The sequence below is a fragment of the Mongoliibacter sp. genome (genome assembly GCF_007692705.1).
Lineage (GTDB): Bacteria > Bacteroidota > Bacteroidia > Cytophagales > Cyclobacteriaceae > Mongoliibacter.
The window spans coordinates 1-23,270 of the sequence record NZ_REBN01000093.1 but is presented as its reverse complement, the minus strand read 5'-3'; the positions used below and the strand labels follow the sequence as shown (position 1 = coordinate 23,270).

Sequence of the window (23,270 nt, the reverse complement as noted above, 5' to 3'; positions counted from 1 at the left end):
TCTTGAGATTCTAAAACTTCCTTCCTTTTCGTTCAGTAAATATTCAGCTAACTATGCAGTATAAATGGCGATGTGATAAACTGTGAATGAAGATTCGCCGAGTGCCCGGTTAAGAAGTATACTTATTTTATTCTGATTAGCGTTGGGATATATCATCATCTTAAGATTTGAATAATGCCTCGACTTCTTCAGTGCGGTAATAATAAGTCCCGCCGATTTTCCTAGGGTTCAGCATTCCGTTAACCCTAAGGTTTTGAAGAGAACCGTGGGAGATGTTGAGAATTCTTCTGACCTCGGCGCTTTTGATCCAATCCCTCACTACCTTTTTTTTGGGTTCAAGCATCCTCATAAGATCTTCCAATAAGCGGAGCCTCAGGTTTTCAAGGTCATCTTTCGTAAGGAGTTCTACCTGTGTCATATGGCGTTTATCAATTTGGGAAGATTAAAATAGAATCTCTTTATTTGAAAAATTCACAAGGTAGCCCTGTATGGGGTGATTTTTTTAATCTCGGATAGTTGCATTATCTTTTTACTTCCACCTTTTGTTTTATCATCAATCTGTAAGAGATGAAAAAGTTTTCTTGATTTTAATCTTTTATCTAATTTTTGAATGAATGTTTATGTAATTTGATTTTAAATCAAGAATAAGAAAAGGGTTAAGGTAATAAATTTGAATATCGATTTATTTCAGTAAATCTACACTTTAACCTATTTACATATGTTTACCAAAAAAAAGTTTATAATCAACTGTAATTTGATATTTTGCTGCCTTTCAGTAGCAATATTTTCAAGCTGTGAACAGGTATTGAGTAACATGCCTGGAAATGGGAATAACAACCCTAATGTAGGAGATATCAATGCGGATTTGCAAATTAGTTTCGACCCATCTGAATTAAGACAGGAAGTTAAGTTTGGAGCTGATGCAAAGCTTTCATTGAAAGGTTATGCAGAAGGAAATACAGATCAGGTTTCCCAAAGAATGTTTGATGAAATGGACTTGACCATGTTTAGGATTCCAATTTATGCCATGAGACAGGCAGACGATCCTTTTTATGAAAATTTAGTCAAGGTTATGAAATCTGCAAAGGCAGTAAATCCTGATATTAAATTTTTTGCCAGTGTTGCTAATGGTGACGGTGACGAAAATAATAATTTGCACAATGCAGATAAGTTCCCTCCAAGTATGATGGGGTGTTGCCCAAACAATGTCTATAATCTGAATCTGACAGCTTATGCTAGAAGGATAGATCAATACCTTCAAATGCTTGAAGATAATGACCTGTATGTTGATTACTTAGGGCCATTTAATGAAGACCCCGCAAGTTCAGAAGACTATAGGAGGGTTTTTGTTCAAATGGAAAAACTTGGTGATATAAAAAGAGTTGGATTGGAAACTTGGGCGCTACAAGCAGGTATAAACAGAGTTGAAAGTGTCCAAGATCAATTGGATATTGTTGGGTCACACATTTATGATGATGATAATATCCCGAAAAGTCAATGGGATGCCAAGTGGGCTGAATTGGTTCAAAAATCAACCAGACCAGTTTGGCATACAGAAGCAACTAGATATAGAACTAATGATAATATCACGAATCTGGTAGATGGTATGGCTAATATCATACCTGCCATTAGAGGTGGAGTTGAATATGTTCACTTTTACCAGACTACAAGAAGAATAGTTTATTTTAACGGAGGTGTCCAACCTTACAAATTTTCAGGATTTAAAGCACTTGTTAATAGTGCTACAGGGAAACATGTCGCTTCATCAAATTCAACTGATGTAGATGTAATGTCCACTGTCTTTGTGGATGATGAGGTTGCCTCCCTACATATTATCAATACTTCTGAAATGGAAAAAACTGCGAGCTTAAAAATTGAAGGAGGATATTACTCCCTAAAACCAGTCAGAGAAACATTGTGGGATGAAGATAACTTAGAAACAACAACGGAAAGATCATTGGGCCAAAGGAAAAGTCCAAATGAATGGAATGTAGTTCTACCTGCAAACTCTTATATGCATATCGAAATCCCTCTTAAAGATTGAGTATTGTCTTAGGCTTGGGGAGATTGTATAAAATGACCTCCATAAGTCTATAGCAATAAATCAGCTTAGACCGTAAGAAAATTTTCAGTAACTACATAGGAAATATCCCGGCATCTCCAACCTAGTTTAGATGCAGGCTATGATAAACAGAATTCTTCATGAGGGTACCAAATAGAACCCATTTATATTTGAAATTAACTTTCATCACTTTAGCCCTTATTTTAGGAAATAACGGATGTAATGAAAAACTTGAAGATCAAGCGAAACCAAATGTATTATTTATTTTTGTAGATGATTTAGGTTGGAAAGATATTGGAGCTTTTGGAAGTGATTTTTACCAAACACCAAATGTGGATTTCTTGGCGACTGAAGGTTTAAGTTTTGATAATGCTTATGCTGCCTGTACTGTTTGCAGCCCAACCAGGGCAAGTGTAATGACAGGAAAGTATCCTGCAACTTTAAACTGTACTGATTGGATTGAAGGGTGGAATTTTCCTCATGCCAAACTAAAAGTACCTGAATGGACTAAGTTCCTAGATGAAGAGGAGGTTACCATGGCTGAAATATTTAAAGAATCTGGATATGTTACTGGGCACTTTGGTAAATGGCATTTAGGAGAAGATGAAAAATATTGGCCAGAAAACCATGGGTTTGATGTGAATGTAGGTGGTTGGAAAAAGGGTGCTCCAAACCGCAATAAAAAAGAAGGGTACAATGGATATTTTGCTCCTTTTGGTAATCCGAGAATGGACGATTTGCCAGATGACGATTATTTGACTGACAGACTGACAAAAGAGGCAGTCGCATTTATAGAGGAAAATAAAGACGAACCGTTTTTCCTGAACTTTTGGCTTTACCAGGTTCACACGCCTCTTCAGGCCAAACCCGAAAAAATAGAAAAGTATAAAAAACTTTTAAGTGATGATTTAAGTCAGAAAAATCCAACCTATGCTGCTATGGTTGAGCATATGGATGATGCGGTTGGAGTTTTAATTCAAAAACTTAAGGACTTGGGGTTGTATGACAATACGATTATTGTCTTTACTTCTGACAACGGAGGCCTAGTTGGAAAGAACAACAACATTACAAACAATTACCCTTTAAGGTCCGGTAAAGGAGATATGTATGAAGGAGGAGTAAGAGTACCGCTGATTATCAAAGACCTTTCAGGTAATACAGCTGGTAAGTGGAATTCCACTCCCATTATTTCTACTGACTTTCTCCCCACATTAGCTAAACTTGCTGATGCCGTTGTACCTGAAAAGGTAATAAGACGTTGGGATGGAATCGATTTTTCAGAACTCGTTAATGGGAATGAACAAGAGTTAAAAAGAGAGAGTATTTTTTGGCACTATCCTCATTATCATATTGAAGGAGCTGTACCTCATTCAGCAATTAGAAATGGAAAGTGGAAAATGATTCATAATATAGAAACTGATACCTATGAATTGTATGATTTGGAAAAAGATATCAGTGAGTCTGAAAACTTGATAAATGTATTTCCTGAGGTTGGTAGGGACCTAATAAATAAATTGGAAAACTGGAAGAATGAAGTCCAAGCTCAAATGCCTACTTCAAATCCTGATTTTGATCCTTCTAAAAAGAGGTGAAAAATGGTCATGGCCAAATGATACTTGTAGTGTGGGGTTGATGAAACTTAATTAAATCTTTACCTCTCAGGCCATGACCTCTGACCGGTTTTTGAAGGTTTTAGTTAATGTTTGGGTATTAGAGAAATTTTTCCATAAAATAAAATTTTCATAGGGTAATAATCAAAAAGCTGCTTATTGAAATCTCAATAAGTAGCTTCCTTTTAATTGGTAAATGGAATAAAGGATTGATCTCAAACATGAATTTTGGAAAATCCATAAATCACTTCAAATATAATTGTAATGGTTATTGACAAGTTCAAGAGTAGCATTTATGAGAGAAAACCAAATGCAGACGGGAAAAACAAATTAAAGAAAATCGAGAATTCTTTTAAATTTTTCAGATTGGCTTTTGTTTGTTTTTACCTCTTATATACACCATTGGTAGCCAATTCACAAGAGCCCCCAAATATCATTTGGTTGGTTATTGAAGATACTTCTCCACAATTTATCGGAGCTTATGGAAACCCCGATGCTAATACTCCAAATATAGATAAGTTAGCACAAGAAGGATACGTTTTTACGAATGCCTATGCAACAGGTACTGTTTGTTCTGCAAGTAGGTCCGCTATTATCACGGGTGTAAAAACTTTTGAAATGGGGACAGGGAATCATAGGTCTAAATATGAGCTCCCCGAAAAAATAAAAGGCTTCCCAAGTTATTTAAAGAATAGCGGCTACTATACTTCCAATAATTCTAAAACAGACTATAATACATCTTCGGTTCAAAAAATCATTTCTCAATCCTGGAATGAAAGTTCTAATAAAGCAGGATATTGGAATAGAAAGCCAAACCAGCCTTTTTTTTCTGTTTTTAATTTCATGGCCAGCCATCAATCCAGAACAATGACAAACCCTTATTCTTTTTACGAAAAAGAAGTCCTGAAAAAATTGCCGGACGATTTGAGGGTTGGAGAGGATGAATTCGAAATGCCACCTTATTTTCTGGATTCTCCTGAAATGAGAAAGCAGGTTGCAAGAATTTACAATGGAGTAGCTTTAGCTGACTATGAAATCGGTCTTTTGTTGGATAGTTTAGAAAGCACGGGCCTAAAAGATGAAACAATAATTTTTTTCTATGCTGATCACGGACAAGGGATGCCTAGAGCAAAAACAAATGGTATCGGTCAAGGATTTAAAATTCCTTTCATCATATGGATTCCGGAGAAGTATAAAATGCTTTCCCCTTGGGGAAGGGAAAGAGAAATTAAAGAACCAATTGATTTTACAGATTTGGCTGCAACAATGTTAAGTTTGGCAGGAGTTGAAATTCCTGACTATTTTTCTGGAAGAGCAATAATTGGAGACCAAAGAACAGTCCCTTCTGAATACCTTTATTTATCAAACGACCGGTCAGATAATAGTTTTAATACTGAAAGGACTGCGGTGAAAGAGAACTTGATTTATACAAGAGTATTTACGCCATTTTCACCTCAAAGAAGGTGGATTCATTATATGATTCATGGGGAAATAAGCCAGATCATGGATAGGGATTTTAAGAAAGGTAAATTGAACAAATTACAATCAGAAGTATTGTTACCTAGGGAAACAGAATATTTATATGATCTTGAAGCAGACCCTTGGGAGCTAAACAATTTGATTGCAGACAAAAAGTATGAAAAAGACATTGAGGACTTTAGAAGTAAATTGAAAGAAAATATACTAACCTCTAAAGATATCTTATTTCTCCCAGAGTTCTATCTCGACCAAATATCAGAGCATGAGCTCTTATATGATTATAGAACAAGAGATGAATACAATGTTGAAGCACTATTTGATCTAGCTGATTTAAGTGGTGTTTTATCACAAAAGAATGAACACATTCTTGCTAAGAAATTAAGTTCAGGGTCCTTCTCAGAAAAGTATTGGTCCTTGATTGGATTGGTTCAATACCCAAAGCTTTCTACAAAATCTATTGATATTATCAAAACTCAATTAAACTCAGAGGGCATATTAATAAAATCCTTATCCTCTCTGATTCTATATAATCAACTAAGGGACCAAGACTCATTTCTGGTATTATCTGAGGTGGGATTATCTAAAAAAGACAAAAACTGTACTTTGGTTCTTTTGGAACTTTTTCATCTATTAGAACCTACTGACGAATTGAATAATTTGGTAAAAGAAATTGAAGGTAGGAAAGGCTTGAATTTTTTGGTGAAGCAGTCATCCCAGGTCCTGCTTTACAAATGGAATGGTAAATCTTTCTCACTTTAAGAAAATAAATTAAACCTCACAGAAAAATCTATGCTAAATAAAAATAAAGCAGGTCGATTTGGGTCACTGATCTTTCTAGTTCTTAATTCTTTTTTAGTTTTAGGGCAAGAAAGTGAAAGCATTAAAAATGTTGATGTCCTCATAGATACGACAATAAGTTACCAGGTTATTGATCATTTTGGTGCTTCTGATGCTTGGTCAATTCAACATCTAAATCAATGGCCAGAAGAAGTGAAAAATGAGATTGCCGATTTACTCTTCAGCAGGGAGAAGAATACTAATGGGTCTCCAAAAGGGATTGGATTGTCGATGTGGAGAATTAACCTTGGGGCTGGAAGTAAAAAGCAAGGAAGGGAAAGTGGTATAAGAGATTCCTGGAGACGAGCTTCTTCAATCATTGATAAGAATGAAAAACTTCAAGAAGAGGATTTTTCAGGGCAACTTTGGTTTGCAAATGCTGCAAAAAAGAGAAATGTAGAAAATTTTTTATTGTTTTTGAACAGTCCTCCTGTTTGGTTGACTTCTAATCGCTTGGCTTATCCTACTGAGAAAGCTAAATCAAATCTTCCTGAGGAAAATTATAATGATTTTTCCAAATATATTGTCAGTTCAATACGGGCATTCAAAAGCCTTGGAATTGATATTGAATACGTAAGCCCTTTCAATGAACCCCAATGGGACTGGGCAGAAGGTAACCAGGAAGGCAATCCCTACAAAAACGCTGAAATTGCGGCAATTGTCAAGGACTTGAACAGAGAATTTATTTTACAGGAAATTGAAACTAAAATCGAGCTTGGTGAGGCAGGGCGAATTGAGTACCTATTCAGCGAATTTGATAAACCTTTAAGATCAGACCAGATTGATGACTTTTTTAATCCAGAATCAGAAAATTACTTAGGTGACCTGAAAAACTTAAGCTCAAGTATTTCCGGTCACAGTTATTTCACCACTTCACCAAATGATAAAGCTGTTAAAAAAAGGAAAAAGCTAAGAAAGGCAATTGCAGAAATTGAAGGATTAAAATTTTGGATGTCTGAATATTGTATACTGGGAGGGAACAATGGTGAAATAGATGGGAAGGGAGTAGATCTGGAAATGAATTCTGCACTTTATATTTCGAAAGCAATACACAATGATTTGGTCTTCGCAGAAGCTTCTGCCTGGCATTGGTGGTTGGCAGTTTCGCCTTACGACTATAAAGACGGGCTGATTTATATTCCTAAAACTATGTCCGGAGATGATTTTCAAGATAGTAAAATGCTTTGGGTCCTAGGGAATTACAGCTATTTTATTCGACCAGGCTTTCAAAGAGTAGATTTGAAAATTTCAGGTATGGAAAGTCAGGATTCAGATGTTTTAGGTTCAGCATTTACCTCTTTAGGGGAGGATAAACTAGTTTTAGTTTTTATCAATCAATCCGGTTTTGACTATAAACTAAATATTGATATCAACGGTTTCAAATCTGATAAGAAAGGAAAGGCCTATGTTACCAACCAAAGAAGTAACTTGAAATTGGTTGAAATGAGTGACAATAATTTTTCAGTTCCTGAAAAATCGGTTTTAACATTGGTTTTTGATAAAGAAAAAGATTGAACAGTTCTCTACGGAATTGTACATTCAATTTAGTTTCTTTAAACATGTCAACTGAATTATTGAAAAAGATTAAATCCAAAAGTAATGATCATCAGGTTAAAATTTATATTTCTAGGTTTCAGTTTATTTTTTTTTCACAAATACCAAAACCATTAAACTTCATTAGTCAAGAAATTTTAGGGAATGACCCAGACTATGTATTGATAGAAACCAGCAGATTCAAGGATTCTTTAACCGATATTTCAAATGAAAATGAAGAGTATGGAAAGTATAATATTTGGGAGGGGAATACTCCGCCTTTTAAATTGAAAGTGAGTGAAGAGGATGGAAGCACCATGGTTATCCATATGCCGGCTGAAAAAAATGTAAAAAATAACAAAGCAGTTTTGTTAGTGCCAGGAGGGGGTTATGGCGTAGCTATGGTGGGGTTGCCTATAAAATTTGGAAAAAGGCTTCAAGAAGAAGGTTATGAAGTTTTTATTTTGGACTATAGAGTGGCTAAAAATGGTTATCATTATCCAATCCAATTTCAAGAGGTTACCAGAGCAATGAAGTGGGTGAAATCGAAAGGTAAAACTTGGGGTTTTCAAGCAAATAAAACGGGGGTTGTAGGCTTTTCTGCCGGTGGACATCTGGCTAGTTTCCTTGCCACAAGGTTTGATTTGGAACCATATGAGGAGTTAGATGAAATAGACCAGATTTCTTCAAGACCTGCTTATCATGGATTAGTTTATCCGGTAATAAGTTTTGATAAAGATATCGCCCATAATGGCTCAGTGGTTAATCTGACTGGGAAAAATAATCCCTCTGATGAAGAAAGGAGTTATTTTTCAAATGACCTACACGTAAAAGAAAATACTCCTGAAGCATTTATTGTGCATTCTTGGGAAGATTCGGCGGTGGTGGCTGAGAACAGTATGAGGTACTTCCAAGCATTAAGAAAAAACGGTGTCAGATCAACTTTACATTTATTTGAGCATGGTCCCCATGGAGTGGGCATGGGTAAGCCTGGAATGGATTTTTCTTTCTGGCCTGAAATGATGATTTTTTGGATGAATAGTAGATAAGCTCTCTTTAATGAAAGAATTAAACCAAATTATTTTTGCTGTTTTTATAAAATATCTTGAAATTATTGATCCTTTAATTAAACTTGTTTTTAATATAAAGAATTGATAATGAGGTTTTTATATTTTTTGATTAAAAATTTATAGAATTTGAATGGATATTAATAAATAGGTCTTCCAGTAAGTTTTAAAATTGTATAGTCACAAAATGTAGTTTTAGCTCGATTGTGAAATTCAAAATTTTAACAAACCAAAACGACCTAATTATGAAATCAAACTCCTATTTATCAAAGAAATGTACTCATAGAAGTTCTTTGATTCGATTACTTAATCTTTAGAGGCAGTAATCACTTATTAAAATTCTATCCCAAATGAATATTCTATGAAACAATTACTACAAAAAAATAATATCCTGATTCAGATTCCCTGCGTAAAACGGACTTTAGTTGTAATATTTTTTATGCTTTCGCCTATTTTAGCCCATGGACAGGTTGTTATAACCGGTACTATAGTAGATGAATTTGAAGAGCCCATGCCTGGTGTCTCTATTTTGGAAAAAGAAACAACAAAAGGAACAGTTACCGATCTAGATGGGAGATTCTCACTTGAGGTAGCTGATGATGCAATATTGGAAATAAGGTTCCTTGGGTATAAATCAACTGAAATCAATATTTCCGGTGACTCGCGGACAAATTATGAAGTGCAACTTGAACCTGATGTTGCAGATCTTGGTGAAGTGATTGTGGTTGGGTTCGGCGAACAGACTAAACAGACATTAGTTGGATCTGTTGCCACGGTTAAAGGAGATGATCTTTTAAGAGTTGGTTCTGTAAATACGGTCTCTGAGGCCTTACAAGGAGCTTTGCCAGGTTTGACAGCGGTAATGGATAATGGTAAACCCGGTTCAGATGCTGCCGAACTGTTTATTAGGGGAAGATCTTCATGGCGTGGGGATTCCCAGCAGCCTTTTACTCTTGTTGACGGTGTCGAACGTGATATCAACAACTTAGACCCAAATGAAATTGAATCAATTTCTGTTTTGAAAGACGCCTCTGCGACTGCTGTTTATGGCGTAAGGGGAGCAAATGGAGTTATTTTGATCACCACTAAAAGAGGGGAGTCTGGAAAACCTCAGTTTAATTTCACTTCAAATTTCGGCATTAAAGAACCAACTGCCAGACAGACAAATGCAGATTACCTCACTGCGATGGGAATGTGGAATGAAGCAGCTACAAACGACAGAAACTGGGGTCAATTGATTCCTCAATCAACTATTGGCGCTTGGACGGAGAATTATGATCAAAGGGGTCCCAATAATCCATTCTTTCCGGAAGTGAATTGGTTTGATGAACTTTTAGGCACAGGTTACGAACAAACGTATAATCTTAATGCAAGAGGGGGAACTGATTTTGTAAAGTATTTCGTCTCCTTAGGGTACAGAAATGATGGTGACATTTTCCAAACAGTACCTCAAGAACAATACGATCCGGCCTTTGGTCAGGAAAGGTATAATTGGCGTTCTAATTTTGATTTTGATATTACCCCAACAACAAGACTGAGCGTTAACTTCTCAGGAAATTACAGAACCAGAACACAGCCTGGATATAGGATTGATGGAGGAGGGGAAGATGGCTTTGGTCAACCTCAGTTTTTTAACCGGATTTTCCAGGCTCCGGTGAATGCTTTTCCATTGAGATATCCCGATGGAATATATGGTGAGTCTGTAGCCGGTGAGCATAATATGGTTATGGCCATCAATGAAGGAGGACAGAGAACTTATAACTATTACCAAGGATTTTATGATGCCCAATTGAATCAAAAATTGGATTTCATTACCAAAGGTTTAAGATTTACAGGTGCCATCAACTACACCTCATTTTCAAATTATGAAAGGCAGATTCTGAGGGGTGGTATAGGTGGTGGATTTGCTAATATAGATGTTATCAGATTCAATAGGCAATATGATTATTCACAACCCATCGAGAATGTTGATGGAACCGTGAGCTATCCTTTACAAAGTCAGATCAGGTTCCCAAATGATGACCAACAGGTTGGACCGATATCCTCTAATTTGCCACAACTTTTTGCTTATAACAGGAGACTCAATTACAGGTTTCAATTTGATTACAAAAGAAAGTTCAATGACCATACTTTAAGTGGTTCAGCTTTGATGTGGAGACAGGTGGATACCGGAAGAGGCGGCTTTCCAGCAAAAAGAGAAGAGTGGGTCGGAAGAGCAAATTACTACTATAAAGACAAGTACCTCTTTGAAGCAAATGCTACATATAGTGGTTCGGAAAAATTTGCCCCAGGCTTGAGGTTTGGTTTCTTCCCCTCCATGGCCGTAGGATGGGTGATTTCTGAAGAACCGTTTATTAAAGCAGTTTCAGGCAATTGGCTAAACTTTCTGAAAATGAATTATTCATTTGGTATAGTCGGTAGTGATGGAGGCCCAAGGTTCCAATACGCCCAAACCTTTAATTCAACAGGTGCTCCAGTAAGTTTTGGTTTTGATAACTTGACACCTTTTGGTCCTGGATATATTGAAGGGACTCCCGCTAACCCAAATTCAACATGGGAAACAAGTACCATCCATAATTTTACTGTTAAAGCAGATTTATTCGATAGACTTAATCTGACTGTAGAACTTTTTGATGAGGCAAGAGAAGGTATTTTGATGCAAAGAAGGACGCAACCTTCATTTTTCGGAACAGCTGATATCGCTACAGGGAATATAGGTGCTACCAAAAACAGAGGCTATGAAATAGAAATCGGATGGAATGACAGAGTCACTCAGGATTTCAATTATTATATCAATTTCGGAACAGCCTTTTCAGAGAATCAAATCGTATTTAGAGATGACCCAAGGCTCTTGCCTGACTATTTGAGAGAAGCAGGAAAACCAATAGGTTGGCAATCAAGGCTTCTGACAGCGGGTAACTATAATTCTTTGGATGATATTTATAATGGTCCAACTCCCATACACGGTATTTCACAGGGAAACTTAACTCCGGGAGATTTGATGTTTGTAGATTTTAACGGTGATGGGCAGACTGATGCCAATGATGAGGTGGCTATGGAGAATGTGCAGTACCCTTGGAGGACATTTAACTTGAATTTTGGATTCACCTATAAAAATTTCGGTGTGAACGCTTTGATTTATGCTGTTACTGACGTGGGGTACGTTTTCCCAGACCTGATGTATTGGGATTTTAATAATGGGTTTATAAATGCACAGCCAAATACCCTCGAAAGATGGACGCCTGGGACTGCTAGACCTGGACAAACACTCCGACCATCAGTGCATTTGGCAAACAATCATAATACGACAAACAGTAATTTACTTTTTGTTGATGGTTCTTATATCAGACTCAAAAATGCAGAGGTCAATTACAAGCTTAATCTAAATTATTTGCAAAGGATTGGTTTCAAAAACTTCATGGTTTATGTCAATGGAAATAACCTATTGACCTGGTCATATCTGGACGATAGAATTGACCCCGAAACAAGTGGTACCTCCACCTATCCAATAGTAAGAAGATATAATGTTGGATTGAGGGCTTCATTTTAAATATTAAAAATCATGAATAAAAATATACTAATACTATTAACTGCTTGCATCCTGTTTACTTCCTGTGAGGAATTTCTGGATGTATCTCCTGACTTTGGACTGACAGAAGATGAGGTGTTTTCAGAGTACCAAAGTGCAAGGGGTTTTCTTGATAACCTATACCCATCTTTACTGGATTTTCATGCTTGGGATTCACAAAATATGCAAAGAACAACTGTTAATGCTCTTTCGGATGAAGCCGGATCATTGTTCACAGGACCTTTAAATCAGATTTTGAATTCTGGAGCTTGGATTAATAGATCTGGAACAGGAGAATTAGGCTGGGGCGGTGTTACAGGTGGCCCTCGGGGAAATGTGATTACAAATTCTTTTTATGCGATCAGGATTGCCAATAAAGTAATCGAACGCGTGGAATCAATTCCGGCAATAACAGAAAACCAAAGAAATGAATTATTGGGACAGGCTCACTTTTTTAGGGCCTGGTACTACTTTCAGATTATTCAAAGGTGGGGTGGAATGCCAATTTTGGAGAATTCCTTTACACCTGACGATGATTTGGATCTGCCCCGGCTGACCTATTCAGAAAGCTCTGAATGGATAATGGAAGACCTAGATAAGGCTATTGAATTCCTTCCCCATGTTTGGAATGACAATGAATTTGGTAGGGCTACCAAAGGTGCTGCCTATGCAGTGAAGTCAATGGCGGCGCTTTATGCTGCAAGCCCTTTGATGCAGAATGGGCTAAACTCAATTCAATACCTTGACTATGGCCAGGAGTGGACTGTTAGAGCGGCTCAATATGCCCATGAAACATTACAATACATCATATCAGGTGAAGGTGGACACAGGTTTAGACTGATGGCTGGAGAGGAATATGAAAATATCTTTTATCAGGAAGGTGTACAGATGAGTGATGAGTCATTATGGTACAATATGGATGGAAATAGGAGAGCGCAAGCAAGAGGATTAAGGGTACACTATTTACCCCAATTTTTCAGTGGAGGAACTGGAAATGATGCCACTGCTTTTTCCAATCCGACACAAAATATAGTAGATATGTTTGAAGTAATTAATGATGGAACAGCATACCCTATTGATGACTCAAGATCCGGATATGATCCTCAAAATCCTTTTGAAAATAGAGATCCACGTTTTTACAATAATATTTTGGTACCAGGTCAGCCTTGGGGAGTGAATAATGCTGGCCAACAATTGTATCAGGAATTATATGTTGGAGGAAGAGACTATTCATCTACTACTACAAGTAATTTCACCAGGGATAGGGTACTGTCCAGCTACATGTGTATCAAATACATTTGGCCTGAGGCCAACCAGTTTACCACTCAATATACTCTATACAACCTCAATAATATTTTTATAAGGGTGGCACAGGTTTATTTGGATTATGCTGAAGCAATGAATGAAGCATATGGGCCAAATGCGGATCCTGAAGGTTATGGATTGACCGCAGTCCAGGCAATCAATGTAGTCAGGAATAGAGTTGGAATGCCTGATGTGCTACCCGAGTTCACTTCTTCTAAAGAAATCTTTAGGGATAAAATAAGAAATGAAAGAGCAGTAGAATTGATGTGGGAAAATCATAGATGGCATGATTTAAGGAGGTGGATGATTGCTGAAGAAGTATTCAGCCAGCCTATCAGAGGTTTGGTAGCAACCCCACCAAGTGGGCATCAACAGGTGCAAGATAAATCAACCTTAGACTTTACTTATGAAGTAATTGATCTTCCTACCGAGCAACGTATTTTTTCACTCAGGCATTATTGGTATCCGGTAGCATTTTCTGACGCTCAAAACTTATTCAATTTCCAGCAAAACCCTGGATGGTAAATAACCCAAAACATGAAAACCATGAAATATAAATACTTACATATAATGATTTTCTTTGCCATCATCAGCCTTTTTGGGATTAAAGATGGTAAGGCTCAGCAGGGTCGAAGTTCTGGTGGTCAGGAACTGAATATTAACGCAACAATAGTTAATAGCAATGGGGAAGCGATTCACAATGCTACAGTGACTTTGGGTGAAGGCTTGTTACAAGCGTATTCAAATGAAGATGGGGAATTCAGTATAAAAGCTACCACCAATAATGTATTGATTATCTCAGCAAGGGGTTATGAAGAAAAGGTCATAAATTTAAGGTCTACAAGCGTTGAAAGCACCATAGTGCTTACAGAAACGCTGGTCTTTGACTCCAGGAATGATGTTGTCAATCTGCCTACGGGCATAAGTACTACCCAAAGACAATTAGTTGGGTCAGTTGATATTATTTCCGGTAGTGAGATAGAATCACAACCCGATATTGTGCTCTCCAATGCCCTTCAAGGCCGTCTGGCAGGTTTGACAGTGCGGATGAATGAAGGTGGACTCGGTAACAATGTACCAACCTTAGCTGTTCGAGGATTGAGCAGATTAGGTGGAAATGCTCCTGTGACCATAGTCGATGGTATAGAAAGACCTATAGAATTTTTAGTTGCTGAAGAAATTGAATCCATAGAAGTTCTCAAGGATGCAAGTGCTAAAATTCTATATGGACCAAGAGCCGCAAATGGAGTCATTCTCGTAACCACAAAAAGAGGGAGAGAAAACACAAGGGTAATAAAAGCATCTGTTGAGTATGGAGTCACCATGACTACCAGGATGCCGGAATACTTGGGAAGTGCAGAATATGCTACTTTATACAATGAAGCTAGGCAAAACGATGGATTTAGCCCTTTTTATTCTGAACAACAAATTGAAGGCTATAGGCAAAGCACAGGTGAGAATGATCTTCTTTACCCGGATGCAGATTATGTCAATTATTTTTTAAGGAATTCCAATCCTTTCAGGAAAGCCAATGTTGAATATTCAGGAGGTAATGAAGATGCACGATACGCATTTATGGTCGGTTATATTGGAACAGAAGGGGTGGAGAAAGTCGGAAATACACCGAAAGAGGACAGAATCAACATCAGGGGAAACCTTGATATTAAAGTAACCGACAAGTTATCTGCATTTATTGATGGAAATGGAATTATCGAAAGTAGACGTTGGGGGAAGTTAAATCAGGATGCTGTATTCAGTGCCATTAGCTCCCATCGTCCAAATGAATATCCTTTTGTAATTGACGATCCTAATTTTGAAGGTGCGGATACACCTTTGGGACAGGAAAGAATTCCACCGCAGGGAGGTAGCTATATTAGACCGAACTCTCTATATGGGAATATGGTTTATGGGGGCTTTCAGGAGCACCAATACTTTTACGGACAAACAAACTTTGGGCTAAACCTGAAGCTTGATGATGTTCTGGATGGATTATCGGCCAAGAGTTACATTACCTTTGATAATTATCAGTTTCAATCTGCAAGTCAAATCAATAACCCTATCCGGTATGGAGTTTTTCCTTCAGATGATGGAGTTGATTATGTTCAACTGCAGAATAGGGTGATTTCCGGAAATAGAACAGAACAGGGAAACAATATCAGTAGAAATACAGGTTGGATAACAAATCTGAATTATGACAAAGTGTTTGAGAAGCATGCCATCAAGGCAAACCTCTCGCATTTTTATTATTTAAATGAAAACAGCGATAGAAGACAGAACATTGAAAATACCAATACCTTCCTGAGAACAGTCTATTCTTTTGACAATAGATTTTATTTTGAGGCAACAGGAGCAGTGATGGGAAGTAATCGTTTTGCTAAGGAAAATAGGTTTAAGTTTTTTCCGGCTGTTGGAGCTTCCTGGATCATTTCAGAAGAAAGCTTTATGAATTCAACCTCTATTGATTTCCTTAAGGTAAAAGGAAGTTTTGGTATTCTGGGATATGATGCAGGAACTAGCTTTTACCTTTATGATACACGATATTTTAATAATGGATCAGTACAATTTAATGAAAGGAACCAAAATAATGTCCAAAGAACTGGATTTGATAATTTTGGAAACCCTGATCTTGAATGGGAAACTTCCAGAGAAGTAAACATTGGAATTGAAGGATTTGGTTTGAATAATTCGCTTAGGTTTGAAGTGAACTATTTTAATGAATTTAGAGACAATATCATTTTTGATAACCCAGGTGCTTTATTTTCTTCAATAAATGGTAACCTTAATGTTCCCCAGAATTGGGGACAGGTATCCAATCAGGGTGTTGATGCATCAATCAATTACATAAAGTCTTTCGGAGACTTGTCATGGAGTGTGGGAGGGAATTTTTTGTATGTGAAAAATGAGGTTCTCAGAACCAATGAAGTCTTTCATCCTGATGAATATTTGAGGCAGACAGGACGGCCCTCTGATGCCATATTTGGCTATGTATCCAACGGTATCTTCCGTGATCAGTCTCAAGTAGATGGTAGTCCGTTTCAGGCATTGGGCCCATATGGAGTAGGGAACCTGTCCTACGAAGATTTAAACGGTGACGGAATTATTGATGAGAGGGATGTCCAAGCAATAGGGAATTCATTTCCCCGCACTACTTTAGGAGTAAACTTCAGTTTAAACTATAAAGGTTTTGGACTATTTGTTTTAGGTACTTCTGAACTTGGTGTTCATACCATGCGAAATAACAGCTATTACAGAAACAGCGGTGAAGGTAAATACAGTGCTTTCGTCCGTGATCGTTTTCATCCTGAGAACAATCCTGGAGGATCTGTCCCTGCTTTGACCACACTAGGTGCTGTAAATGATTTTAGAGGTTCTACCTTTTGGCTAGAGGATGCTTCATTCTTCAGACTAAAGAATGTAGAATTGAGTTACTCACTTGCAAATGCTGCTTGGACGGTAAAGAATATTAGGTTATTTGTCAGAGCGACCAATGTTTTTGTGATTTCAGCTATAAAAGAATTGGATCCCGAAGCGCTGAATGCAGGAGTAACCAACTACCCAATCTTTAGAACAGTAACCAGCGGAGTAGCAGTCAGCTTTTAATTCGAAAACAGAAAAGAACTATGAAAAAATTATTATTTATATCATTTGTAATTCTGGGTTTCAGTTCTTGCAACATGGATTTGGAACCTGTCATTGATAATACTTACGGGGATGATTTTGCTTTTGGACTTCCGGTCAGGACTGAAGGTTTTCTGATGAATGCCTATGCAAATATTCCTAATACAGTCACCTCGGCTTACAGTGGAGACTTCCTTGATGCTGCCACTGATAATGCAGTTACAAATAATTTTGGAGCCATTTACAGGGTAGGGTCAGGAGGATTGACAGTACAGACAGATCCTATCGGTGGTTGGGACAATGCATATAATCAATTCAGGAACATTCATATCTTTCTTGAAAGAGGCCTAGGGCCGAATGTTATATACAACCTCAATGACCCTGATGCCGATATGGCGAAAAGAATCAATCTTAAGGGGGAGGCATTCTTTTTAAGAGCTTGGTGGGGTTTTCAGTTATTACAACAGTTTGGTGGGAAGACCAATACGGGAGAAGCTTTGGGATATGCGATAGTTTTAAACTCTTTGTCCTCAGAAGAAGCTGCCGATCTGGATAGTTTCAGCAGAAATACCTATGAAGAGTGTGTGGCTCAGATTACCCAGGATTTAGATTCGGCATTCCTGTATTTACCTTTTGAATATTCAGGGAATGACCCGATTTTCGGAATTCAGAATCTGGGTAGAGCCAATAAGCAAACCACCTTGGCATTAAAGGCAAGGTTGGGTATTTATGCTGCTTCTCCAGCCTACCAACCTGATGATGTGGTAAGGCTTGATGGAATGGGGCAATACTCTGTAGTCAATGGCCAGTCATTTCAAGATAAATGGGTACGAGCTGCTGAATATGCTCAGGAAGCAATTGAGCTTATCGGTGATTTTTCAGGATTAACTCCGAATGATTTTAACGCAAATATTACACCCCAGGAGTTTTTGTTTAGAAATTACCATAATGACAGGGCTCTTGAAGTGCAAAACTATCCTATAAGACAGTTTGGAAATGCACGGTTGGGCCCTTCCCAGAACCTTGTCAATTCTTTCCCAATGGCTAATGGTTACCCCATAAGTGACCCAAGATCCAACTTTGACCCTAATAATCCTTATGAGGGGAGAGACCCAAGATTGGCATGGACAGTTTTGTATAATGGAGTTGAACTGAATGGGTCACCGATTGAAGTGTTTGAGGGAGGAAGGGACTCCAGGTCAAGCAATCCACAAAATACCAGAACCGGATATTACCTTAGAAAATGGTTGTCAGTCCAGCCAGGACTGACCGATGTCGAAAACCCTGGAAATGACCACCATTACCATGTTTTATTGAGAAGGACAGAGGTTTTTTTAAACTTGGCAGAAGCTTCCAATGAAGCTTATGGGCCTATGGGTTTTGGTCCTGGACAAAGCCAATCGGCACTGGAAATCATTAAGTCAATCAGGAGTAATGCTGGAATCCAAAATCATTCTTATATAGAAGAAATGGCAGCTGCCGGGAAAGAAGAATTCAGAAAAGTAATCCAAAACGAAAGGAGAATTGAACTTGCCTTCGAAAATCACAGATACTTTGACATGAGGAGGTGGCTTCTACCCCTTAATGAAGATGTTATGGGAGTAATGATCAACCAAGAGGAAGATGGTGAATTCAATTATGACTATGTGTCTGTAGAAAAAAGAAACTTCAATGAGGTGAAATATTATTATTTGCCTATTCCATACAATGAAGTTGTAAAAAGTCAAAACCTTGTGAATAACCTCGGATGGTAAACGATAAATTTAAATAATCATGAAAAAATATTTTAAAAATATAGGTTTGATTTTGGCCTTGATACACTTCCTGGCATGTTCTCCATATGAAGAATTCATCACAGATTTTGATTTTTCGATCGTTTATTTCGGTACGCAAAGACCATTAAGAACTATAGTGGCTTATGATGATATGAATTTCAAAGTAGGTGTGGCCCTAGGTGGGAAAAGAACCAATGAGGTCAATGAAATAGTTGAATTTGAAGTTGATCCAAGTTTACTCTCTGATTCTGATATTGTAGGTAATAATGAATTTGAACTCCTCCCCCAGGAGTATTATGCCTTCAGTAATGATGTAATGGTAGTAAATGCCGGGACATTTATAGGAGATGTCACTGTGACCTTAAACAGGGATGCCTTTACAGATGATCCATTAGCAACAGGTAACCATTATGCTCTTCCCATACGGATCACAAATACATCAACAGATTCTGTTGCAGTTGGTGTGTTTGATGAAACAGGGAATGCTATTACTGCTCCTAAAGATTATACAATCGTAGTAGTAAAATATATCAGTCCTTTACATGGTACCTATTACAAACAAGGGATTCAAGTAGAGGTAGGAAATGATGGGGAAGTAATTGGCGAAGAGGAATACAATAACCCGGATATTATCAGGAACCCAACCTGGAACCTGGCAACCATCAACAGGTTTTCAGTTTCCACTTCAGGAGTGGGTACTTTTGGGAATGTTGCTTTAATACTTTCATTAGACGAGGAGAGCAATGAAGTTTCTGTTTCCAGTGAAAGTCCTGGGATTTTTGGATTAAGTGGAACAGGTACTTATGACCCTGAAAATAGGACCTTTGATCTGGAATATAGTTTTCAAAGGGAAGGAAGACAATATGAAGTTACAGAATTACTTACGATTCGACAGGCCCCGGAAAATGATCTGAGGTTTGAAGAATGGTGATCAGTACAGTTTGGGTTTATTTGTTTATTGTTCAAGGGGCTTTAGCCTCTTGAACTCTATATTTAATTTTAATCGAAAAAGGCTTTCGGATAATTAAAGAATCATACAATGCAATTCTTCTTTGAATTCAGGGAATTTCTAAATCAGCAAATTTCAAAAGGGATTGAAAATTGTTTTCCAACTCTCAAAAGTTGTAAAAATGAGACTGGTTTATTAAAAAGAAAGAACCTTTCGATCAATTATAATGATAGACAATGTGGAAAAAGGGAATAATTTTAAAGAGATTTCCTTGATGAAAAAGTCTAATAATATTTTTAGGTATATCCGTTTGATTGCATGTAACAAAATTTGAACCTGTCATTTAGTAGTTGAGTAGCAATTGTGGTTGTTTCTTTTTTAAATTATAAATAGGAAACATTATGATGACACTTCAATTTCTGCAATACTTTCCAGATGAAGAAAGCTGCGAAGTTTATATCAAAGAGAGCAGAGAAATGACAGGAATATGCTGTAAAACCTGCAAATCCATTACCAAGCATTACTGGTTCAGCGGTGATAAATTCTTTGAGCGCAGCTATTGCAGAAGGAGAAGCTCCCTAGAATGGGTACATAAAGGAATCAGTAACCTAAAAAGAAATCTATTGGGAATACATCACATGATCACGTAAAAATATTTACAGAACTACCTCAATGAATTCGTCTATAAACTTAACCGAAGATATTTTGGTGAAGGGTAATTTGACCGATTGATTGTTGCAGCTGTTCATCCTTACGTGTAATGATGCGGATACACATATTGTTTAAAGAAGACAAAATAATTGTAACATGCAAATTCATGTATTTTTAAAATATGTATTTCTAGGAATATTGTTTTTACTCCTTTCAATTCTTCCCCTGATTGAATCTCAGGACTATATGTTTCCAACAGAAGTGCCAAAAACAATATTTTTTCTACTTTGCTTGATTCCATTTTCAGTAATTTCCATTGTTCTACTTACCGATTCAGAAGATAAATTCAGGATAACAAAGGTTGATTTGCTACTTGCCTTGATAGTATCATATTTTATTATAAATAGAAAAATGCAAGGTCAAACAAACGTATCCATCCGACAAAACCCGTCGGGTTAAAGTCTGGAATTTTATTTAGGGCGGTACTCTTGCCAGTTTGAAGGCAGAAGTTGATAAAGGTCTTTTTGTTTATGACTCTGGATTCTTTCGAACACATCCTTGAGCCAATCAAACTCGTTGATTTTATTCTTTTTGCAGCTGGCCATGAATGAATACATGGCTGCGGTCATTTCAGCTGCCTGATGGGATCCGGCAAAAAGATACGCTTTTCTGCCTACTGCCATAGGCCGTACTGCATTCTCCACAAGGTTGTTGTCGATTTCCATCTGCCCGTGCAATACATATGCACTTAGTCCCGCCCATCTTTTACAGGCGTATGCTATGGCTTGTCCCATAGGGCTTTTGGGTCTGTAGCTGTACTGCTTTTCTTCCAGCCATTTGCCGAGGTTTTCCAGTACAGGCTCCGCATGTTTCTTTCTCAATGCGGTCCGCTGCTGCCAGTCCATCGCCTCATCCCGCATCTTTGCTTCAAGGAGGTATAGTTTCTGGATTTCGTCGAGTATGTAATTGGCCTGTATTTCATCATCCTTTACGGCATCCACAAACTTCCGTCTGGCATGCGCCATACAGAAAGTCAGATGGATATCCGGATGGTTGCCATAAAGTGAATCATAGACTGTAAAGCCATCCGTCTGGATGATGCCTTTAAAATCTGCAAGCATTTTCTTGGGACCTGACTGATCCCTGCCCTTTTGGTAATCGAATAATACGAGCCTGTCCACAGGAGCATGATAAAGCCACATGTAACCCTGATGTATACCGTTTTTGTGATCCCTGTCCAGAACCTTTATCGGTGTCTCATCTACCTGGAGATATTTTTGACTGGTGACTATCAGTCGGAGCAGTTCCCCGAGTGGTCTGAGGTGATCCCAGCCTTTCATGATCCAATCCGATGCACTTGAGGCGGGGATACGTACACCCATTTTGGAATACTTATCTATCTGCCTGTGGAGTGGCATCCCGTAAACGTATTTGTCAACAGTCATCTGGGCGATTACGGATTCAGAAGGGATCCCTTTTTCTATCACCCTGTCAGGAAGGATTCCGATGATGATGCCTTCACCGTTTGGTCTGGCATACTTGGGGCGGATATAACGCTTTACATAGAACGATGCAGGAACCACCTCAAGCATTTCTGTCACTTCTTCTCCTATGATCACGCAGCCTTCGGTGGATTCAGTTGGCTGGATCACCACTTCTTCTCTTCTGAGTTCTTCGGGAAGGGACATACGCCCTGTACCTTTGGCTCTTTTCTTTGGAGCTGGCTTTTCAGCCACGGTTACTGATCCGGAAAGTTCCTCCTGTACCGATTTTGTGGTACCAAGTTCAAAAAGTCCCAACTGGTCGTCCCCTACATTGTTTGTGCGCTTCTCACTCTTGAAGCCAAAAAGATGTCTGCGGAGTTTGTCGAGTTCGAACTGCTGGTCTGAGATTATCTCTTCTTTTCTGAGCAGGTTTTCTTCTTTTTCAGATATGGTCAACAGAGCTTCTTCATATAGCTTTTTGTAGTCTTTCTCCCCGTTTTCCATGACATAAAGATATCATAAAAAAGTGGCTCTGAATACATTTAGAGGCTATTTTTACACTCTAAAAGCATCTTTTTTTACACTCTTTTTAAGGCGTCATATCGCTTTCTGTAGCTCACCGATTCAAGTCTTACCCCCTGTAAGAGAAGGTTCAATTGACTGCTTGTAATTGAGCTTCCAGAGAGTACTGGACGTTCAAAAGTACCCTTCTCAAGCTTTTTGATATACATCGCAAAACCGTCTCTATCCCACTGGAGTATGCGAATCTGGTTGGAACGCTTGCCAATAAATACAAAGACATCACCGTTCATCGGGTCAAAGCCAAGTTTGTTCCGAACAAGGCCTGAAAGTGAGTTGATGCCGAAGCGCATATCGGTGGGCTCTTTATACATGAAGTATCTAGTAGAACTCGATAGTGCAAGCATCAAAGAAGTTCTTTGACCGATTCAATCTCCACCTTTCCGAAAAACTCAATGCTCACTCCCGATGGATAACTGATCCTGACAACCGGTTCTCTTTGAAAACCAAGATCAGGGGTGATCACAGAAAACGAAGATTGGCCGGCTGGAGAAGCCTCCTCAATGCTGAACTTCTTACACCAATAATAAAATGTTGTTCTGGAAATGCCTTCATCCTCGGCAAAGGAGGCTTTGGTCTTTCCTGAAACCTGCCATCGATTAAACAGTTCATAATATTCGTTGTTGCTGATCTTTTTCATGATGCAAGATTAAAGCCCAAACAGTTATCAAAAAATATGGGGTTTATCGGACGGATACAGATATCCAGTTAGACGTCTTTCCATATTTGTGTCGCATCAGAACATCTGCCATA

15 protein-coding genes and 1 pseudogene are annotated in these 23,270 nt (G+C 38.0%); 11 read left to right on the top strand and 5 right to left on the bottom strand.

Annotated elements, in window-relative coordinates:
* Window positions 1–160: 160 nt before the first annotated feature.
* Window positions 161–418 (bottom strand): helix-turn-helix domain-containing protein, encoded by a 258-nt coding sequence (locus EA341_RS03320; protein WP_293011294.1) that lies wholly within the window; start codon window positions 416–418, stop codon window positions 161–163.
* A gap of 300 nt (window positions 419–718) precedes the next feature.
* Here EA341_RS03320 and EA341_RS03315 point away from each other — a divergent pair, with 300 nt between their 5' ends.
* The 11 genes and pseudogenes from EA341_RS03315 to EA341_RS03265 all read left to right on the top strand — a co-directional run.
* Complete coding sequence (locus EA341_RS03315; RefSeq protein WP_293011292.1) at window positions 719–2,044, top strand: hypothetical protein; 1,326 nt, start codon at window positions 719–721, stop codon at window positions 2,042–2,044.
* Between the two features lie 188 nt (window positions 2,045–2,232).
* Window positions 2,233–3,654 (top strand): sulfatase, encoded by a 1,422-nt coding sequence (locus EA341_RS03310; RefSeq protein WP_293011290.1) that lies wholly within the window; start codon window positions 2,233–2,235, stop codon window positions 3,652–3,654.
* Window positions 3,655–3,936: 282 nt separating this feature from the next.
* Window positions 3,937–5,910 carry a sulfatase gene (locus EA341_RS03305; protein WP_293011288.1) on the top strand — a complete coding sequence of 658 codons (1,974 nt, stop codon included), beginning with the start codon at window positions 3,937–3,939 and terminating at the stop codon, window positions 5,908–5,910.
* A gap of 30 nt (window positions 5,911–5,940) precedes the next feature.
* Window positions 5,941–7,503 (top strand): glycoside hydrolase, encoded by a 1,563-nt coding sequence (locus tag EA341_RS03300; protein ID WP_293011287.1) that lies wholly within the window; start codon window positions 5,941–5,943, stop codon window positions 7,501–7,503.
* A 44-nt stretch (window positions 7,504–7,547) separates the two neighbouring features.
* The gene (locus EA341_RS03295) at window positions 7,548–8,570 is read left to right on the top strand and encodes an alpha/beta hydrolase (RefSeq protein WP_293011285.1); all 1,023 of its coding nucleotides are present in this window, start codon (window positions 7,548–7,550) and stop codon (window positions 8,568–8,570) included.
* Between the two features lie 379 nt (window positions 8,571–8,949).
* Window positions 8,950–12,138: a TonB-dependent receptor gene (locus EA341_RS03290; protein ID WP_293011283.1), complete on the top strand. Its 3,189-nt coding sequence runs from the start codon at window positions 8,950–8,952 to the stop codon at window positions 12,136–12,138.
* A 12-nt stretch (window positions 12,139–12,150) separates the two neighbouring features.
* Window positions 12,151–13,986 (top strand): RagB/SusD family nutrient uptake outer membrane protein, encoded by a 1,836-nt coding sequence (locus tag EA341_RS03285; protein ID WP_293011281.1) that lies wholly within the window; start codon window positions 12,151–12,153, stop codon window positions 13,984–13,986.
* A 21-nt stretch (window positions 13,987–14,007) separates the two neighbouring features.
* The gene (locus EA341_RS03280) at window positions 14,008–17,061 is read left to right on the top strand and encodes a SusC/RagA family TonB-linked outer membrane protein (RefSeq protein WP_293011279.1); all 3,054 of its coding nucleotides are present in this window, start codon (window positions 14,008–14,010) and stop codon (window positions 17,059–17,061) included.
* Window positions 17,062–17,081: 20 nt separating this feature from the next.
* A complete protein-coding gene (locus EA341_RS03275; RefSeq protein WP_293011277.1) occupies window positions 17,082–18,833 on the top strand; it encodes a RagB/SusD family nutrient uptake outer membrane protein in 1,752 nt (583 codons plus the stop codon).
* 19 nt (window positions 18,834–18,852) lie between these two features.
* Window positions 18,853–19,785, top strand: a complete 933-nt coding sequence (locus tag EA341_RS03270; RefSeq protein ID WP_293011275.1) for a DUF1735 domain-containing protein — start codon at window positions 18,853–18,855, stop codon at window positions 19,783–19,785.
* Between the two features lie 593 nt (window positions 19,786–20,378).
* Window positions 20,379–20,522 (top strand): annotated as a pseudogene (locus tag EA341_RS03265) (transposase); the annotation flags it as partial.
* Window positions 20,523–20,554: 32 nt separating this feature from the next.
* Here the strand turns inward: EA341_RS03265 and EA341_RS03260 are convergent.
* The 4 genes from EA341_RS03260 to EA341_RS03245 form a co-directional block, all read right to left on the bottom strand.
* Entirely contained in the window at window positions 20,555–20,755 is a 201-nt protein-coding gene (locus tag EA341_RS03260; RefSeq protein WP_293011272.1) for a hypothetical protein, read from the bottom strand.
* Window positions 20,756–20,924: 169 nt separating this feature from the next.
* Window positions 20,925–22,442: an IS66 family transposase gene (locus EA341_RS03255; RefSeq protein WP_293011270.1), complete on the bottom strand. Its 1,518-nt coding sequence runs from the start codon at window positions 22,440–22,442 to the stop codon at window positions 20,925–20,927.
* 74 nt (window positions 22,443–22,516) lie between these two features.
* Window positions 22,517–22,864 (bottom strand): IS66 family insertion sequence element accessory protein TnpB, encoded by a 348-nt coding sequence (gene tnpB / locus EA341_RS03250; RefSeq protein WP_293011268.1) that lies wholly within the window; start codon window positions 22,862–22,864, stop codon window positions 22,517–22,519.
* On the bottom strand, window positions 22,864–23,157 hold the full coding sequence (locus tag EA341_RS03245; RefSeq protein WP_293011266.1) for a hypothetical protein: 294 nt from the start codon (window positions 23,155–23,157) through the stop codon (window positions 22,864–22,866). Before EA341_RS03245 ends, tnpB begins: the two co-directional genes overlap by 1 nt.
* Between the last annotated feature and the right edge of the window lie 113 nt (window positions 23,158–23,270).

Bases quoted from the DNA above. Each gene is read 5' to 3' on its own strand.
- EA341_RS03290 (WP_293011283.1), top strand. From the start codon at position 8,950: ATGAAACAATTACTACAAAAAAATAATATCCTGATTCAGATTCCCTGC.
- EA341_RS03320 (WP_293011294.1), bottom strand. From the start codon at position 418: ATGACACAGGTAGAACTCCTTACGAAAGATGACCTTGAAAACCTGAGG.
- EA341_RS03295 (WP_293011285.1), top strand. From the start codon at position 7,548: ATGTCAACTGAATTATTGAAAAAGATTAAATCCAAAAGTAATGATCAT.
- EA341_RS03275 (WP_293011277.1), top strand. From the start codon at position 17,082: ATGAAAAAATTATTATTTATATCATTTGTAATTCTGGGTTTCAGTTCT.
- EA341_RS03315 (WP_293011292.1), top strand. From the start codon at position 719: ATGTTTACCAAAAAAAAGTTTATAATCAACTGTAATTTGATATTTTGC.
- EA341_RS03300 (WP_293011287.1), top strand. From the start codon at position 5,941: ATGCTAAATAAAAATAAAGCAGGTCGATTTGGGTCACTGATCTTTCTA.
- EA341_RS03280 (WP_293011279.1), top strand. From the start codon at position 14,008: ATGAAATATAAATACTTACATATAATGATTTTCTTTGCCATCATCAGC.
- EA341_RS03270 (WP_293011275.1), top strand. From the start codon at position 18,853: ATGAAAAAATATTTTAAAAATATAGGTTTGATTTTGGCCTTGATACAC.
- EA341_RS03305 (WP_293011288.1), top strand. From the start codon at position 3,937: ATGGTTATTGACAAGTTCAAGAGTAGCATTTATGAGAGAAAACCAAAT.
- EA341_RS03285 (WP_293011281.1), top strand. From the start codon at position 12,151: ATGAATAAAAATATACTAATACTATTAACTGCTTGCATCCTGTTTACT.
- tnpB (WP_293011268.1), bottom strand. From the start codon at position 22,864: ATGCTTGCACTATCGAGTTCTACTAGATACTTCATGTATAAAGAGCCC.
- EA341_RS03245 (WP_293011266.1), bottom strand. From the start codon at position 23,157: ATGAAAAAGATCAGCAACAACGAATATTATGAACTGTTTAATCGATGG.
- EA341_RS03260 (WP_293011272.1), bottom strand. From the start codon at position 20,755: ATGGAATCAAGCAAAGTAGAAAAAATATTGTTTTTGGCACTTCTGTTG.
- EA341_RS03255 (WP_293011270.1), bottom strand. From the start codon at position 22,442: ATGGAAAACGGGGAGAAAGACTACAAAAAGCTATATGAAGAAGCTCTG.